Source organism: Pleurocapsa minor HA4230-MV1, assembly GCA_019359095.1.
In the GTDB taxonomy this organism is placed as follows: domain Bacteria; phylum Cyanobacteriota; class Cyanobacteriia; order Cyanobacteriales; family Xenococcaceae; genus Waterburya; species Waterburya minor.
Map to the genome: position 1 here is coordinate 189,860 of JAHHHZ010000020.1, position 16,789 is coordinate 206,648.

A 16,789-nucleotide genomic window follows, 5' to 3' on the forward strand; every position below is an offset into this window, starting at 1 on the left:
CGATGTAATACAAAAATACTTTTGTTTAAATTAATTTTTAAGAAAATCATCATACTTTTAACTTTTCTCTGGTTTTATTAAACTTTTACTAACGCACTCTTCATAAACATTAGCTAGCCATTTTCCTTTGCTTTCCCAACTATAAAACTCCTTAATTTTCTTTTGTCCTGCTTGTCCCATTTGAGTACATAAACCTGGCTCTTTTGCTAATTTCACCATCGCTTGAGCGAGATCGGTGACTGCCTGTTGGGGATTATCTGCCGAAACTTTGATGCCAGTCTCTGAGGTCACTAATTCTGATGGGCCTCCCAAATCTAGGCAAACAATAGGTCTGCCCGATGCCATAGCTTCTAAAGGAACCCATCCTCCTGAATCATGTAAACTCGGGTGTACTAGAGCTAAACATTGTCCTAGCTTGATTAAAACTTCCTCACGATCTAATAAACCAAAAAACTTTACTTGCTCCGTAATACCTAAATCTAGAGTCAGGGCTTGCAAATTTTCTAATTCAGTTCCTTCACCTACAATCCAGTATTCCGCATCATCTAAATTAGCTTTGGCAAATGCTCGTAGACCTAAATGGATACCTTTCCAATGAAGAAGACGTGCAATATTAATAAATCGAACTGGAGAATTAGTTGGGGGCTGACATTGACTTAGTTGTTCGATTTCTGATTGGGAAAGACCTGATTCTGAGGCTCGTTGAACATGAGTTGCACCCAATTTTTTGATTCTTTGGGCTGTATCTTCTGTAGTTGCGTAGATAATTGCGCTTTTTCGGGCAGTTAGACCAGTAAATGGATCGAATTCACCAATTGCGCGCCATGCCAAACGTAAGATTTCATACAGCTTGTTTTTTAAGTTAAAATCTGTCCAAAAATTTAATGGTGCTGACTCTCCACCACCTACTGGCCCCCAAATAAAAGGGATTGGTAAAAAAGAAAGAAAACTGGGAGAAGAATAACGTACAAATGTAACATGATGAACTAAATCGAATCCAATTTTGCGATGTAAATCTCGTGCGACAAAATATGCTTGAATTTGCCAAAAATAATAATGAAGTTGCATTGCACCAGATTGTCCCCAACGTAGACTGTCTTGCCAAAAAGGAAGGGTAAAATAAATAAAATGTAAGTTGGGAATTGGATTGCGTGTTAACTCTGCTTCAATCGCCTCTCGACTTTCATCGGGTCTGGTTAATACCCAGACTTCATGGTATTTGGCAACTTCTTTGGCTAAATTCCAACCTACACCACGTTCAGAACCTTTGCCTGGTTCACATGAATAAGCAGATAATAAAACTTTCATAGTTAAGTTATTTTAAAGATCGATATTATGTTTAAGAGTTAATGAATTTGATCATAATTTTTATGCATTACCTTTGAAGGTACTGTCTTTTCATATATATGTGCCATTTGTGCAGCAGTTTCTTTCCAGGTAAATATATTGGCTCTAGCTAATCCTTGCTCTATTAGTTTTTGATGAGATAAAACATTCTGCTGAAGACGCAAGATACTTGTGGTTATAGTCTCGACATCAGTAGGACTGACTAAAATTGCTGCATCATTAGCTACTTCTGGTAAGGAAGAAACATTAGATGTAATGACAGGTGTTCCACAAGCCATGGCTTCTAGAATAGTTAGACCAAAACCTTCATAAAGAGAGGGAGCCAATAACACATCAGCAGCATTATAAAAGCAAATCAAAGCTTCGCGATCTAGTTTTCCTAAAAAGGTTATATGTTTACTCAAAGTTTGCTCGCTGATAAACTGTTTTTGTTCTATCGTAAAGTCATCGCCAATTTTCCACAAACGAACGGGGAATCCCCGCTTGGCGATCGCTTTTACTACTTTTAAAACCGTTATGATGTTTTTACGTTGATGAGTTGAACCAACATTTAATATACAAATTTCCTCTGGCGAGGCCGTGTATTGCTGTCGCCAATTTTGGACTATTTCAGAGGATAGCGGACGAAATTGTGATTCAACACCATTGGGTATTACAGTTATTTTTTCAGGGTTTATATTTAAATGATTAGTAATGTCTTGAGCAGTATTTGTTGAAACAGCAATGGTACGATCGACTACCGTAATTCCTCTGACTGAATATTCCCAAGCAGCCATACTGAAAGCTGGAAAACGAGACTGATTTTTTAAGATTTCTGGATATACATATTGTACTAAATCATGACAAGTAATAATCACTGGTTTACCTGATTTTTTTAGCCAATATGCAACATGACCGTTAGTATGATCGATAACATGAAAGACATCAGCTTCTAAATTACTTACTGTTCGAGGATGATTTAAAAAACGTTCGTAATATTTACGAATTGGATTACCAGAATGCCATAAGTTCTCTAAATCTTTACTCCAAGGTTTAGGAGCAATTTCAATGATTTCCCAGTCTGGATGAAGGAGCTTTAATTCTGCAACCAAATTATCTGCATAGACATCCATGCTAAAAGCAACTTTTGCTTCTCGCCTAACAATTACTACTCGCATTTACACACTCCATAAACTATTTTAAAAGTTCATTAAGAAAATTATTATATATATTGAGAAAAGGTTTTATTTTTTAGCAAAATTGCAACCAATAGCCAACTAATTAAAAAAGTAGATATAGAGTAACCTAACATCGACATAATAGAAATACTTTGGGCAAGTTGAGGTATGAGCTGGACAATTATAATTTCTACTACACTTTTAACAAAAGGATGAATCAAATAAATACCAAAAGAACATAGACCGAGATTACTGATTAAAGTATTCTTTTTAAGATAATAGGAAATCGCAATTCCTAAGAGTAACAAACTAAAGGCGATTGTAATTTCATTTACTGCCTTGGGAAGAAAATTGTTGCCAATAATATTAACATATAAGAAACCAAAAAATAATAAAATTATAACTGGCTGTCTATAAAATAATTGATAGTTATATTTCTTGAAGAATTGATTGATTAGCATCGCCATAAAAAAATATGGTAAACATCTTATCATCCAAGCTAAATTAACCAAAATAATTCTTAAAGGAGAATAAAGCCAGCTTGATGTAGATATTAAATTTAATATATTAGGAAAGGCTGTATAATTCCCTAAATCAAAAGAATTATTGTTTGTCAATAGCAATTGATAAATAATAAGACTTAATACAGAAAATAAAGATAGTAAAGGTAGAGATTTTGGCTGGTGATTAAAATAATTAGCCAAGGGCAACAATAAAGTTCCAGAGACTAAAAGCGGTAAAAAATACAAATGATAAGAAGCAGCACCCAAAAAAGTAATCGCTAATGGATCAGATAATAATTGCTTAATTTGACTGTTATTATGGGTTAGCAAAAATATAATTGTTTTAAACGTGACATAAAAAAGACTCCAAAGCAAATAAGGTATAATGATTCGCCTAAACTTTTTCTGCCAAAAAGAGATGGAAACATTTAAGGGTAATTTTTTAGTTGAAAAATAAAAAGACGCTGCTAAAAAAAAAGGAACAGCAAAATAAAATAAATAACGAAATTGAATAGCGCGATCGCTGATCGGAATACCCCAAGTTTCATCTCCCGAATGAACTAAAATAACCGCAAAAGCTGCCAAACCTCGACAGAGATCGATACCCACAAATCTGATTGTTTTATCCATAAATTAATTTAAATTGAAAATTGTTTTCTGCCACAAATCAACTAATCTTTGGGCAATTCGTTCGTGAGAATAGTATTTTTGCACTCTATCAATGCCGTAATTGCTCATTTCTTGTAACCAAGAGCGATCGCAGATAGCCCGCTTTAGAATTATTGCTAAGGCTGTAGCATCTTCTTCAGGAAAAATTAAATCAGGATGAGCAATTACATTGGGAATTTCTCCACAACTAGAGCCGACTACAGGGATGCCCATCGCCATCGCCTCAATGATTACGTGACCAAACTGTTCTTTCCAAGTAGCAACGGTACGAGAAGGAAGCACCAACACATCAAACTTACTTATTTCTTGGGGGGCTTCTTCATGGCGCACCGCTCCTTTCCAAGTTACGATATCTTCTAACTTTTGTTTTTTTGCTTCTTGTCTTAAGTCAGCTTCACTAAAACCAGAACCACAGATCGTAATTCGGCAATTTAAACCTTGTGGTTGTAATTGACTGACAGCAGTAAATAAAATATCAATCCCTTTTTCTGGTACTAATCGTCCAAGAAAGCCAATATTGAATTCATCTTTATTACTAGGAATTTGAGGGGAAAATAAAACCGTATCTACCCCCATTTGAGGCATTATTTCTATTTGTCTGGTGTAACCCCAGTTACGCATTACTGCTGCACCATCCTGATTGCCAGCAATAAATAAGTTAGTCGCACTCATGACCAAATTACGTACCCATTGTCTGGGTAAAGGTAGGGAACGCTGTTGATTTTCCCAACCAAAAACTACCATTGGCTTTTGATAGAGTTTTGCCCAAATTGCTACCTCGAAAGCACAGAGAGAAAAAATTTCTTCTTCAACTTGAATTAAATCTGGTTGAAAATCATCGATCACTTGCCAAATTTTCCAGGGTGCATATAAATGTGCGCCAACTTTGCCTGTAAACCAAACTGGTGCGGAGTAAATACGAATTTGTGGAAAAGGCATTTCTAATGGTAGAAAACGGTTCCATTCCAAAGCTTTCCAATTATTAGGAGCAAGCAAAGCTAATTCTACCTCTTTTGTGTCGGCGATCGCCTTTAGTTTTCCTTGATTTACTCCTACTACATAGGCATGACTAACAATTAATACTCGCAATTTTAGTTTTGAATGGTTGTAATGATTCATAAAAGAGATAAAGTCCATTAGTTCAACCTTCTGAAAAGTTTATTAGTTGCTTCAAGTTGAATCCAGTAAACAAGAGGTTGAGCGAGGATTTTTTTCCAGTTAGTTAATTTAGCAAGACTCTTCTACTTGTTTAATTTATATTATTAATAGCTAATCCCAAAATTGGAGCTTTACACAATCTTAATTGATTAAGAGCTTCAGTTATTTCATCAGTTTGTATTCTACCTACCTCGGTAACTAAGACAATTCCATCTATTTGACCAGCCAGTAAATTTACGTCAGCAAATCCAACTATAGCGCAAAGATCGTAGATAACTATGTCAAAACTATTTCTTAATTCTTCAATTAAAATATGCATTTTTGCTGATGCTAATAAGTGACTACAGTCCTGTTTAATAAAAGATGAATTTTTGGGTAATTTTGTATTTGTAATTGTTTCATCTTTTAAACCAGAAGTGATAAAAGATAAATTACTTTCTAAAAGCAATTGTTTAGTATTAATTTGCTCTAAACTTAAATTATAATCATTCTGATTTAAGATATCTATTAAACCTATTTCTGATTCTAAATCCAAATATTTAGTTAAACGATCATTACTACGTAGATCTGTATCAACCAGCAAAGTCTTTTTACCCATTGAAGCACATGCTCTAGCAAGATTTAAGGCAACAGTAGATTTTCCCTCTCCAGAAATCGCCGAAGTAATTACCAGAGACTTAATATTAATGTTGGAATCTAAATGCCCTGAATTAAAATTTAAAAGACCTAAATTAGCAGCAAATGAACGAAATGCTTCCATTGATAAAGAAGCTAACTCTGGAAGAGATCGTTGTTTGAGCGAATGTGATTCTTGTGAAGATAATTGTCTTAATTCTTGTTTAATAAATGCTAATGTCTTATTTTTTGGTATATGAGGAATTGTACCCAAAATAGGTAAGTTAGTTATTTCTTCAACCTTAGCTGAAGTATAAATAATATTTTGATATTTATCTAAAATTAAAGCTGTTCCTACACCTAACAATAATCCCAAACTTGAACCTAGCAACAAGTAGTTAATCATACCAAAATTTTTAGTTGCTGGTTCTTCTGCTGGAGTTAAAAGTTGCCATGGTGCTTCTTGTTGAGCAGCTTCAATTGAAAGGGCATCTTTTTGCAGCTCAAATTCGTTGAGTTTATTATTAGCTAAAGCTAGATTTTGTAAAAGGTTATTGTAATCACTAGAAACTGATGACCAACCTTCTAATTGTAATTTTAAATTATTTGTTCCTTTAACTATGTTTTGTTGGCGATTTTCTGATATATTAATTTCTTTATTTAACTGTTGGCGAATCTCTTCTCCTACTTCTCTAATTAAAAAAATAATTTGTTGCTTTTCTTGTTTTAAAGTTTGTATTTCTATACTATTATTTGAAAAAATCGCAGACTTACGAGCAATTTCAAGCTCTATTTGTCGAGATTTATTGAGTAATTCAAGATACTGAGGAGTAGCAAGCTTAATCGCCGTCTCTGATTTTTCTGGCTTTGTTTTTAGTTCCCGATCCAGATTTTTAGCCATCAACCTAAGTTCAGCGATCCTGATATTAATATCCTCTGCTTCTTGATTTAATTTATTAGAACGGGTTGTTAGAGGTTCTAAAGAAATATCTGGCTTAATAAAATTATGTTTGCTTCTTAATGTTTTAATTTGTTCTTCTATATTGTTAACTTCTAAGTCAGCTTTTAGTATTTGTTGGTCTAAAAAACTAATACCTCGTTTAACTCCAGATAAGCGTTTTTCTGCACTATAGTCTATGTATACCTTAATTAAAACATCCACAACACTAGCAACTTTTTGTTTATCTACATTTTCATATGTTACTAGCAGAACATCTTGAGCTTCTTGATTTTCTTGACTATCAGTGATTATGTTAATCGTTAAGCCATCATATAACTCTTGATAACTCATGTCGGGATATTTACTTTGAAGTAATTCAACAGCACGCAAAATTAATTTAGGGCTTTTTAAAATTTTAAGTTGAACATCATTCAACTCTACAGAAGTAATTTCTTCTCTGGTTTCTCTAGACTCTTCATTAGTAGAAGTAACTTTAGTTTCAATGTTTAATGGCTCCAATAGTTCAAAACTGGCAAAATAAACTGGAGGGGTAATTAACATTTTTATAAAGGCAAAAGAGGTCATTCCTAAAGTAAAACATATAATTAGAAAAATTTTGCGCCAAATAATATTTTTTATTTCACGTAAATTTAAGCCTCCTTCAGAGTTTTCAGCCGTAGAATAATTATTTAAAGGATAAAAATTTTGCGTCTCTAGATTATGGTTCATGATTTTTAAATTGTTTAATTGCTAAACATAAGCAAGTAGTAAATTTCTATTTAAAAAAATAATATGTTTGTTCTATAGAAAACAATAGTATAATACATACATAAGACAATTTTTCGTACATTTTTACTATAAAATATACATATTTGCTACAAAAATCAAGCCTTCTAATTTAAGCAGTTAAAAAAAATTAATACAAAACTTACTTAAAAAATTAATCTTGACTTCTTTGAATTAATAATGTAATAATGCAATAATGTTTTTTTAATATCAATACTTAAATAGCAATCTTTTGCACAAATATCTAGAGAAGACACCTTTGAGTGCACTTTCGATTTTGCTGTTCAAGGCACTGTTGCCTTAAAATAGATAATCTATTTGATATTTAATGTTTTTTCTTTAAATATCAAAAACTGTCGTGCATTATCTGCTTATTTTGATTATTTTAAAAATCATAAAAATTAAACTTGATAGGTTTATAAACTTTTAAACATATGTGAACAATAGTGCATACATCTATTTAACTATTTGTATATTACTTGCATATGAAACTTATTCTAATATTGTTATTTTTAGTTTTTCTCTAAGTTAAAAACTAGAAAATTTTTGCTTGTTTTTTTTTAATTAAAATAAAATCAATGTAGTTTTATGCCTAATAAAAGAAGTAAAAGAGGAAAAACTCAAATTTATAATTGTCCTTTTTGTCAGCAAAGATTATGGAGGTTAGGAACTTCAAAATATTACATTTTTTATCAAAATGACATTGAAATTAAGAAAAATCTATGTATTTCTGCTAAAAATGCTAAGTTGCTAGCTAATCAAAACTCTACATACCTAGATACAAAAAAATGGATAGAAGCTTTTTGTTGTCAAAAACATGGATCACTTTGGCTATTAATTTCACTTCAAGAAAAAGGTTGCAATTATAGGTTGGCTAAGGAAAAAGATTGGTTACAGACGAATAAAACCTCTGACCCTAGAAGATCTAACCCTTCCGTTAGCGAATTTACTTTGAGAATGAGCCGTGCGCTTTTTTAAAATTACGGCGTGATTAATTACAAAGGGCAAATCATAACGGAATAAAAATAAGATTTAAAGCTATTTTTATAATACAAACAACGCAAGGATGATACCAAAAAAAGAACTACTTAATGTTCCTGTTACTTGTCTGCCTTTGGATGAGCAAATCATGTTGATGCTACGCTGGGCGAAAATGAGAACGAGCAAAGTTGTCTGTTTGGCCAACGTTCATATGCTAATGGAGGCTTACTGGCATCCAGCCTTTAAAACGATTTTACAGAAAGCAGATTTGGTTACTCCTGACGGCAAGCCTTTAGTTTTGATGCTACGTCGATTGGGAATACATCACCAAAACCAGGTATCGGGAATGGATGTCTTTCTTAATTTGTGCAACCTAGCTGAAAGTACGGGGGTTGGAATATATTTTTTAGGCTCTACGAACGAAATATTAGCAAAGATTAAGCAAAAACTAAACCGTGAATACCCAATTTTAAAAATTGCTGGGATGAAAGCAATTCCTCATCTTTCTATTGAAGAAATTTATGCTAATCAAGATACTGAATTAATAGAAGATATCAATAAAAGTAAAGCTGGCATAGTATTTGTTTGTTTGGGATGTCCGAAACAGGAAATCTGGATGTCTCAATATCAGGGTTTGATTAATGGGGTGATGATTGGAGTTGGGGCTGTTTTTTCAATGTACGTAGGAATTAATCCCAGAGCGCCTCAATGGATTCAACAAGCAGGTTTAGAATGGCTATATCGCTTATTACAAGAGCCACGGCGTCTCTGGCGTCGTTATGGTTCAACGATTCCACCTTTTCTATATTTAGCTATCAAACAATTATTGACTCTCTATCAAGAAAAATTAAAACTAGAGGATCAAAACTCAGTAGATGGTCATTCAATGTTTAATATTGATGAGCTAGATACTTCACCTAAAAGAATAGGTGACATTTTAGTTAGACAAGGTTTAATAACTACAGATATCTTAAATAAAGTAATACAAGAACAAGAACAAGCTTATGAGTTAAAAATAGGCGAGATTTTGATTAAGAATAATTTAATTTCTTTACCTCAATTGAAATATTATTTAAGAAATCAAAATATTAAACTTGGTGAAATTTTAATTGAGCAAAAATTACTTAAAAACTCAAAATTAAAACAAATTTTACTACTTCAAAAAACTATAATGTCTGGTAAAAAATTAGGTGAAATTTTAATTGAGCTAAATATATTGTCGGATAAACAAATAGAAATGGCTATTCTTGAGCAGTATTGGCGACGTAAAGGACTATGGTTAAATCAACAGACACCTGAAGAGAGTTCAGATTCCCAAAAAATTTATGTTCAGCTTTAGTTATTTTAATAAATTAATAAATTAAACGTAAATAAAAATGGCAATTAATGATGATGTTGTATTAGGTAGTAATGTAAAAATTTTTCATCCTAATTTAGTTAATCTTTATGGTTGTAAAATTGGTGACCATACTAAAATTGGCACTTTTGTTGAAATTCAAGCAAATGTCATTGTAGGACAGAGATGCAAAATTTCTTCTCATAGTTTTTTATGTGAAGGGGTAACTATTGAAGATGAAGTTTTTATTGGTCATGGTGTAATGTTTACCAACGACCTTTATCCTCGCGCTACTAATGAAGATGGCAGTTTAAAAACAGAAACTGATTGGGATGTGATTCAAACCACAGTCAAAAACCGTGCCTCTATTGGTAGTAATGTCACAATTCTTCCAGGAATTAATATTGGTAGACACGCTATAGTCGGAGCTGGTGCGGTTGTAACTAATGATGTTGACGATTATGCAATTGTGGCTGGAGTTCCGGCTCGCGTTGTGGGAGATGCTCGCATTAATAATTCAAATTAAAAAAATAAATATTATCAAATGATTTTATCAAAACGTGACATAATTATTAAAAAACAAAATTAATTAAAGGCTTGCTTTTTTTAGAGCAAAATATTTGTCAAAAATGTATATTATTTTGTTTGCTCAACATCAAAGTTTTATATATAAAACTTTGATTTATATGTACAATTACATAAATAACACAAAAATAATTTTAAGAGACAATATAGTTGTATATTTTTGACTAAATAATCGTACATAAATATTTTTTATCAAATATAAATACCGAAACAAAACTAATGGAAGATATCATCAATATTGGCGTAATTGGCTACGGATATTGGGGACCAAATTTAGTTCGTAATTTTGCTGAATTGCCGACCGCAAAAGTTACTATGATTAGTGACTTCAAGACAGAACTATTATTAAAAGCGCAGACAAGATATCCAACTATTGAAGTAACCACAAACTATCAAGATATAGTTACTAATCATAAAATAGATGCTATAGCGATCGCCACTCCCGTATCGACACATTTTGACTTAGCACTGGCAGCTTTAAAAGCTGGTAAGCACGTTTTTGTCGAAAAACCAATGACCGTAACCACAGAACAAGGATTGCGGTTAGTTGAAGAAGCAGAAAAACGTAATTTAGTATTAATGGTCGATCATACATTTGTTTATACAGGTGCAGTGCAAAAAATGCGCGATCTTGTATCTAGCAAGCAACTGGGTGATATTTATTACTATGATTCGGTCAGAGTCAATTTAGGGCTATTTCAGCACGATGTCAATGTACTTTGGGATTTAGCAGTACACGATCTTTCAATTATGAACTATGTATTGCAAACTCAGCCCTATGCTGTTTCGGCAACTGGCATAAGTCATGTTCCTGGAGAACCAGAAAATATAGCCTATTTAACTTTATTTTTCCACAATGATATGATCGCTCATATTAATGTTAATTGGTTAGCACCAGTCAAAGTACGTCGTACCCTTATTGGTGGTAGTGAAAAAATGGTCGTGTTTGATGACTTAGAGCCTAGTGAAAAGCTAAAAGTATACGATAAAGGTATTACTTTAAATGGCAATATCAATAGTAATGCGGATAAAGTCTATCAAATGCTAATTGGTTATCGTACAGGAGATATGTGGTCTCCTAAGCTAGAAATGACAGAGGCATTACGTACTGAAGCATTACATTTTATTGAATGTATCCAACAAGGCAAACGTCCAATTACTGATGGCTATGCAGGATTGCAAATAGTCAAAATTCTTGAAGCTGCTACTCTTTCCATGAAAAAGCAGGGTCAATTAGTTGAATTAGATAAAATCGAGGTAGCAGTATGATTCCCTTTGTTGATTTAAAAACTCAGTATTTAAGCATTAAAGAAGAGATAGATACGGCTGTTTTAAAGGTATTAGATAGTACCCAGTTTATTTTGGGTAACGAAGTTGTTGCTTTTGAAAAAGAGTTTGCAGCCTACTGTAATACCGATTATGCTTTGGCTCTTAATACAGGTACAAGTGCTTTACACTTAGCCTTACTTGCTGCGGGTATTGGGGCTGGGGACGAAGTAATTACAACTCCCTTTACCTTTGTCGCTACTGTAGCAGCTATTTGTTATGCAGGAGCTACCCCAGTTTTTGTCGATGTCGATCCAATTTCTTACACCATTGATGTAAAGCAAATCGAACAAGCGATCACTCCTCGAACTAAGGCAATTTTGCCCGTACATTTATACGGTCAACCAGCAGATATGCAGCCCATCATGGAAATTGCTCGTCGTCATGGTTTAACTGTCATTGAAGATGCAGCCCAAGCACATAGAGCGGAGTACAAGGGACAAAGAGTTGGCAGCATTGGGGATATCGGCTGTTTTAGTTTTTATCCAGGTAAGAATTTAGGAGCTTACGGCGAAGGTGGTGCAATAGTTACCAGTAATCCCGAATATGCTCGCAAAATCAAAATGTTGCGGGATTGGGGACAAGAGGAAAGATATCATCATGTCATGAAAGGCTATAACTATCGCATGGATGGGATTCAAGGCGCAATTTTACGAGTGAAGTTACGTTACTTAGACCAGTGGACAGAAGCCAGAAGAACTCATGCTGCTCAGTATGACGAGCTTTTAGCCAATTCAGGAGTCAAAACTCCAACCGTGATGCCTTATAGTCATCATGTGTATCATATTTATGCAGTGCGAACTCACCAAAGAGAACAGCTACAGCAAAAACTAAATGAGCAGGGAATTCAAACTGGTATTCACTATCCTATTCCCGTACATCTGCAAACAGGATACGCCGATTTAGGTTATAAACTGGGTGATTTTCCGAATTCAGAATTAGTAGCAAAAGAAGTTCTCTCATTACCTATGTATGCAGAACTTTCTTCTGGGCAAGTTAAAACTGTAGCAACAGCTTTACAAAGTGTGGTTGAGGGAGTTGATCAATGATTGATAACAACCTTCTGCCTGGTTTTAACTCTAAACGACTTCTTTCTCTAATCAAAAGGTCAATTACTGAGTGTAATTTGCAATTAAACGACTTAACTGTACTGACTGAAGCAGCTACTGGAGCTTATATTGTGACACCGATTATTGCTGCAATGGCGGGAGCGAAAAAAGTCTACGCTATCACTCAGGATACTCCCTATGGTAGTGCGGAAGAAGTTAAAGAGCAAACCGCCAAGTTAGCTCAATTAGGACAAGTCAGAGACAAGATCGAATTTATTACGACTAAGACTCAAGACATTGTGGCAGCAGCCGACATTATTACTAATAGCGGACATGTGCGACCTATAAATGCTGAAATGATTAGTTGGATGAATCCTAATGCTGCTATAGGTTTAATGTATGAAGCATGGGAATTTAGACCAGAAGATATTGATCGACTAGCTTGTCAAAAACGCAATATTCCGATTGTCGGTGTCAACGAACGTCATTCAGCAGTAGATGTTTTTTCCTTTTTGGGGATGATGGCAATTAAGCAGTTACTAGATGCAGGAATTTCTGTATATAACTGTGATATTTTGCTTCTTTGCGACAACCCATTTCGGACATTTATTGAGCGAGGTTTGTTAAATGCAGGTGCAAGAGTAGATACTGTAGAAAATTTGACACAGACATCTTTAGATAAAACTTATGATGCCATTCTAGTTGCACTACAGCCACAATCATATCCAGTCTTATCAGTAGAAGCTGCGAAGCTGATCGCTAATGTTTGGTCGGAGGCGGTAGTACTACAATATTGGGGGGAGATTGACCGTGCTGCTTTTAGTGAGCATAATATTCCTTTATTTCCTCCAAAAGCACCAAAACCAGGACATATGGGAGTTTTACCTTCAGATGTTGGCCCAGAAGCGATTGTTCGTTTACAAACTGGTGGGTTAACAGCAGCAGAAGTAGTATATCGTCAGAGATTAGTTACCTCGGAAACAACAGGGCTTAACAATCAAGCTAATTCACAAATAATAACTGATAAAGCTGCGATCGCTGAAATTTTAGTTAACAATTGCTCTGAAGCAATAGGACAAGTATAAATGGTTAAAGTTTTGCTCATTGGCTTGGGGATTACTACTTTGACAGCTTTAGAATCTTTAATTTCTCAATGTCAAGTTGTTGGTATAGTCAGAAATATAGCTCAAGAATCTGAAGCAAACGATCCCGTTATCAATTTGGCTAAAAAGGAAAATATTCCTCTTTTTAATGATCCATCTCAAAAAGCCATTCAATCTTTAATTGTTGAACTAAAACCTGATTGTGTTGTAGTTTCTTCTTACAACCAAATACTCCCTCAATCGCTAATTAAATTAACTACTTTTATTAATGTTCATTATTCCCCTTTACCACAATATCGTGGTCGCGCCAATGTTAATTGGGCAATTATTAATGATGAATCTCATGTAGCAATTAGTATTCATTTAATCTCACCTGAATTAGATGAAGGTAATATTTTATATCAGCAATTAATTCCTATCGAGCATGATGATACGGTGGCAACTTTATACGAGAAATTAAATCAAATTCAAAAAGAAAACTTGGGGATAACAATTATTAAAGCCTTACAAGGTAATTGGGGAATACCTCAAAATCACGAGCAATCAAGTTATGGTTGTACTCGTTTACCAGAAGATGGCGAAATTAATTGGTCGGATAGTACTAAAAAAATTAATAATTTGATTCGTGCTTTAGTTGAACCTTTTCCTGGTGCTTATACTTATTTCAAAGGTGAAAAATTAATAGTTTGGCAAGCCGAAATTGTTAATAATGCACCTCAATATATAGGTCGAATTCCTGGACGAATTATTAATAGATCGCCAACAGAAGGTCATGTTGATATTTTGACAGGGAATGGAGTTTTAAGATTGCTTGAAGTTCAATTATTTGGACAAGAAAAAACTCAAGCAGCCAAAGTAATTAAATCAGTCAAAAGTACTTTAGGACTGCAAACATCTGAGCTATTAAATCGTATTCAAAGTTTAGAAAAGCAAATTTTTTACTTACAACAAAAAAATGAAAAATAAAAGAGTTTTAATCACTGGTGGTGCAGGTCTTGTTGGCTCTCATATTGCTGATTTATTAGTTAAAGAAGAAGTAGCCGAAATTATTATTTTAGATAACTATACTCGTGGTCGCCAAGAAAACTTAGCTTGGGCAGCAGCTAATGGCCCATTAGTCATGGTAGAAGGAGATATTCGCGATCGCCAATTACTAGCAGATATCATGCAAGGTGTCGATCTAGTTTTTCACCAAGCAGCAATTCGGATTACTCAATGCGCTCAAGAACCACGTTTGGCACTCGAAGTTTTAGCCGACGGTACTTTTAATGTCTTGGAAGCAGCAGTCAACGCTAAAGTTCAAAAAGTAGTAGCAGCTTCTTCGGCTTCTATTTACGGGATGGCAAAAGACTTTCCCACTACCGAGTCTCATCATCCCTATAACAATCGTACTTTTTACGGTGCTGCTAAAACCTTTAATGAAGGTATATTACGTAGCTTTTACGATATGTATGGGTTGGATTACGTGGCATTGCGTTACTTTAACGTTTATGGCCCTCGCATGGATATTTATGGTGTCTATACCGAAGTCCTAATTCGTTGGATGGAGAGAATTGCCAACAATCAACCACCTTTAATCTTTGGCGATGGTCAACAGACAATGGATTTTGTCTATATCGAAGATATTGCTAGAGCTAATATCTGTGCTGCCAAAGCTGATGTTACAGATGAAGTTTTTAATGTCGCTAGCGGTACAGAAACCAGCTTAAACGATCTTGCTCTAAGTTTAGCTAAAGTAATGGGTTCTGACTTAAAACCAGAATATGGGCCAGAACGTAAAGTTAATCCTGTACAAAGACGGATTGCCGATGTTAGTAAAGCCAAAAAATTAATCGATTTTACTACCGCCGTATCTTTAGAAGCAGGTTTAGAAAAATTAGTTAGTTGGTGGCTTTCGCAAAAACAGGAGCAAGAAACAAGCAATGTCTAAAACAATTAAAAAAATTCCTATTGCTATACCATTTCTGGGAGAAGCAGAAGCAGCAGCAGCAAGTCGAGCTATTTTATCGGGATGGGTAACTCAAGGCCCTGAAGTAGCAGCTTTTGAAGCCGAATTTGCTGAAGAAGTAGGGGCTAAATATGCTTGTGCCGTATCTAATTGTACTACCGCTTTACATTTAGCATTGTTGGCAGTAGGAGTACAACCAGGGGATGAAGTCATTACTGTCAGTCATTCCTATATTGCCACAGCTAATAGTATTCGCTATTGTGGCGCGACACCAGTTTTTGTGGATATCGAACCGCAGACTTATAACATTAATCCCTTATTAATTGAATCAGTAATTAGCGATCGCACAAAAGCTATTCTCGTGGTTCATCAAATGGGAATGCCCTGCGATCTCAAAGCTATTATCGATATTGCTCGTCGTCATCAGTTACCAGTTATCGAAGATGCAGCCTGTGCTATTGGTAGTGAAATTCTTTGGGATGACAAATGGGAAAAAATTGGTAAACCTCACGGAGATATTGCTTGTTTTTCTTTTCACCCTCGCAAAGTAATTACTACTGGTGACGGTGGCATGATTACCACGAATAATCCTGAATGGGACAAGCAATTTCGTCTCTGGCGACAACATGGTATGAGTGTCCCTGATACTGTGCGTCATGGTGCAAAACAAGTCATTTTCGAGTCTTACCCCATGTTGGGCTATAACTACCGCATGACGGATATCCAAGCAGCAGTTGGACGAGAACAACTTAAACGCTTACCAGAGATTGTTAGCCGTCGTCGCGAACTAGCAGCTAGATATCACGAAATGCTTGCAGACATACCAGGCTTAAAGTTACCCACAGAACCAGAATGGGCTAAAAGCAACTGGCAGAGTTATTGTGTTCGTTTACCTAATGGTTGCGATCAAGTGCCAGTTATGCAGGGAATGCTAGATGCTGGCGTGTCCACCCGTAGAGGCATTATGTGCGCTCATCGTGAACCAGCTTATAACCAAGAAAAGTGGTCTTGTGGAATTCAACGAGAAACCTGTGATTGTAAAAAAGAAAGTTGCGATCGCTTGATCGAAAGCGAACAAGCACAGAATAATTCAATTATATTGCCTCTGTTTCATCAAATGAGCGAACCAGAACAGGATTATGTTGTCCATTTTTTACAAAGCTCGGCTCGTCAATAAGCGTTCAAAAATAAGCGTTCAAACCAATATTAACTTTTATTACTTTTTATTTTCTTCAATACTAAGAAGTGAATGATAAGGCTTAAGCATTGACCCAAAATATTATTTA

Annotated in this window: 14 protein-coding genes; 9 read left to right on the forward strand and 5 right to left on the reverse strand. The window is 34.7% G+C overall.

Annotation, left to right across the window (positions count from 1 at the left end; genetic code table 11):
- Positions 1-57: 57 nt before the first annotated feature.
- The 5 genes from KME09_11545 to KME09_11565 all read right to left on the reverse strand — a co-directional run bounded on the left by KME09_11545 (position 58) and on the right by KME09_11565 (position 7,118).
- Positions 58-1,308, reverse strand: a complete 1,251-nt coding sequence (locus tag KME09_11545) for a glycosyltransferase (GenBank protein MBW4534557.1) — start codon at positions 1,306-1,308, stop codon at positions 58-60.
- Between the two features lie 38 nt (positions 1,309-1,346).
- The gene (locus KME09_11550) at positions 1,347-2,504 is read right to left on the reverse strand and encodes a glycosyltransferase family 4 protein (protein ID MBW4534558.1); all 1,158 of its coding nucleotides are present in this window, start codon (positions 2,502-2,504) and stop codon (positions 1,347-1,349) included.
- A 44-nt stretch (positions 2,505-2,548) separates the two neighbouring features.
- Complete coding sequence (locus tag KME09_11555) at positions 2,549-3,637, reverse strand: acyltransferase (GenBank protein ID MBW4534559.1); 1,089 nt, start codon at positions 3,635-3,637, stop codon at positions 2,549-2,551.
- A 3-nt stretch (positions 3,638-3,640) separates the two neighbouring features.
- Positions 3,641-4,813, reverse strand: a complete 1,173-nt coding sequence (locus KME09_11560) for a glycosyltransferase (protein MBW4534560.1) — start codon at positions 4,811-4,813, stop codon at positions 3,641-3,643.
- Between the two features lie 112 nt (positions 4,814-4,925).
- Positions 4,926-7,118 (reverse strand): AAA family ATPase, encoded by a 2,193-nt coding sequence (locus tag KME09_11565; protein ID MBW4534561.1) that lies wholly within the window; start codon positions 7,116-7,118, stop codon positions 4,926-4,928.
- 645 nt (positions 7,119-7,763) lie between these two features.
- Between KME09_11565 and KME09_11570 the strand changes: the two genes are divergently transcribed.
- From KME09_11570 to KME09_11610, 9 genes are all read left to right on the forward strand, one after another.
- Positions 7,764-8,153: a hypothetical protein gene (locus tag KME09_11570; protein ID MBW4534562.1), complete on the forward strand. Its 390-nt coding sequence runs from the start codon at positions 7,764-7,766 to the stop codon at positions 8,151-8,153.
- A gap of 88 nt (positions 8,154-8,241) precedes the next feature.
- A complete protein-coding gene (locus tag KME09_11575; GenBank protein ID MBW4534563.1) occupies positions 8,242-9,495 on the forward strand; it encodes a WecB/TagA/CpsF family glycosyltransferase in 1,254 nt (417 codons plus the stop codon).
- Between the two features lie 37 nt (positions 9,496-9,532).
- On the forward strand, positions 9,533-10,018 hold the full coding sequence (locus tag KME09_11580) for an N-acetyltransferase (GenBank protein ID MBW4534564.1): 486 nt from the start codon (positions 9,533-9,535) through the stop codon (positions 10,016-10,018).
- A 278-nt stretch (positions 10,019-10,296) separates the two neighbouring features.
- Entirely contained in the window at positions 10,297-11,346 is a 1,050-nt protein-coding gene (locus KME09_11585; GenBank protein MBW4534565.1) for a Gfo/Idh/MocA family oxidoreductase, read from the forward strand.
- Positions 11,343-12,452, forward strand: a complete 1,110-nt coding sequence (locus KME09_11590) for a DegT/DnrJ/EryC1/StrS family aminotransferase (protein ID MBW4534566.1) — start codon at positions 11,343-11,345, stop codon at positions 12,450-12,452. The genes KME09_11585 and KME09_11590 overlap by 4 nt, the downstream gene beginning before the upstream one ends.
- A complete protein-coding gene (locus KME09_11595) occupies positions 12,449-13,537 on the forward strand; it encodes a hypothetical protein (GenBank protein ID MBW4534567.1) in 1,089 nt (362 codons plus the stop codon). Before KME09_11590 ends, KME09_11595 begins: the two co-directional genes overlap by 4 nt.
- Positions 13,538-14,521: a methionyl-tRNA formyltransferase gene (locus KME09_11600; protein ID MBW4534568.1), complete on the forward strand. Its 984-nt coding sequence runs from the start codon at positions 13,538-13,540 to the stop codon at positions 14,519-14,521. It begins immediately after the preceding gene.
- Positions 14,511-15,485, forward strand: a complete 975-nt coding sequence (locus KME09_11605) for an NAD-dependent epimerase/dehydratase family protein (GenBank protein MBW4534569.1) — start codon at positions 14,511-14,513, stop codon at positions 15,483-15,485. Before KME09_11600 ends, KME09_11605 begins: the two co-directional genes overlap by 11 nt.
- Positions 15,478-16,680 carry a DegT/DnrJ/EryC1/StrS family aminotransferase gene (locus KME09_11610; protein ID MBW4534570.1) on the forward strand — a complete coding sequence of 401 codons (1,203 nt, stop codon included), beginning with the start codon at positions 15,478-15,480 and terminating at the stop codon, positions 16,678-16,680. Before KME09_11605 ends, KME09_11610 begins: the two co-directional genes overlap by 8 nt.
- Positions 16,681-16,789: the final 109 nt, after the last annotated feature.

Excerpts from the sequence above, each read along its gene's own strand:
- KME09_11545 (MBW4534557.1), bottom strand. The coding sequence starts at position 1,308 with ATGAAAGTTTTATTATCTGCTTATTCATGTGAACCAGGCAAAGGTTCT.
- KME09_11550 (MBW4534558.1), bottom strand. The coding sequence starts at position 2,504 with ATGCGAGTAGTAATTGTTAGGCGAGAAGCAAAAGTTGCTTTTAGCATG.
- KME09_11555 (MBW4534559.1), bottom strand. The coding sequence starts at position 3,637 with ATGGATAAAACAATCAGATTTGTGGGTATCGATCTCTGTCGAGGTTTG.
- KME09_11560 (MBW4534560.1), bottom strand. The coding sequence starts at position 4,813 with ATGGACTTTATCTCTTTTATGAATCATTACAACCATTCAAAACTAAAA.
- KME09_11565 (MBW4534561.1), bottom strand. The coding sequence starts at position 7,118 with ATGAACCATAATCTAGAGACGCAAAATTTTTATCCTTTAAATAATTAT.
- KME09_11570 (MBW4534562.1), top strand. The coding sequence starts at position 7,764 with ATGCCTAATAAAAGAAGTAAAAGAGGAAAAACTCAAATTTATAATTGT.
- KME09_11575 (MBW4534563.1), top strand. The coding sequence starts at position 8,242 with ATGATACCAAAAAAAGAACTACTTAATGTTCCTGTTACTTGTCTGCCT.
- KME09_11580 (MBW4534564.1), top strand. The coding sequence starts at position 9,533 with ATGGCAATTAATGATGATGTTGTATTAGGTAGTAATGTAAAAATTTTT.
- KME09_11585 (MBW4534565.1), top strand. The coding sequence starts at position 10,297 with ATGGAAGATATCATCAATATTGGCGTAATTGGCTACGGATATTGGGGA.
- KME09_11590 (MBW4534566.1), top strand. The coding sequence starts at position 11,343 with ATGATTCCCTTTGTTGATTTAAAAACTCAGTATTTAAGCATTAAAGAA.
- KME09_11595 (MBW4534567.1), top strand. The coding sequence starts at position 12,449 with ATGATTGATAACAACCTTCTGCCTGGTTTTAACTCTAAACGACTTCTT.
- KME09_11600 (MBW4534568.1), top strand. The coding sequence starts at position 13,538 with ATGGTTAAAGTTTTGCTCATTGGCTTGGGGATTACTACTTTGACAGCT.
- KME09_11605 (MBW4534569.1), top strand. The coding sequence starts at position 14,511 with ATGAAAAATAAAAGAGTTTTAATCACTGGTGGTGCAGGTCTTGTTGGC.
- KME09_11610 (MBW4534570.1), top strand. The coding sequence starts at position 15,478 with ATGTCTAAAACAATTAAAAAAATTCCTATTGCTATACCATTTCTGGGA.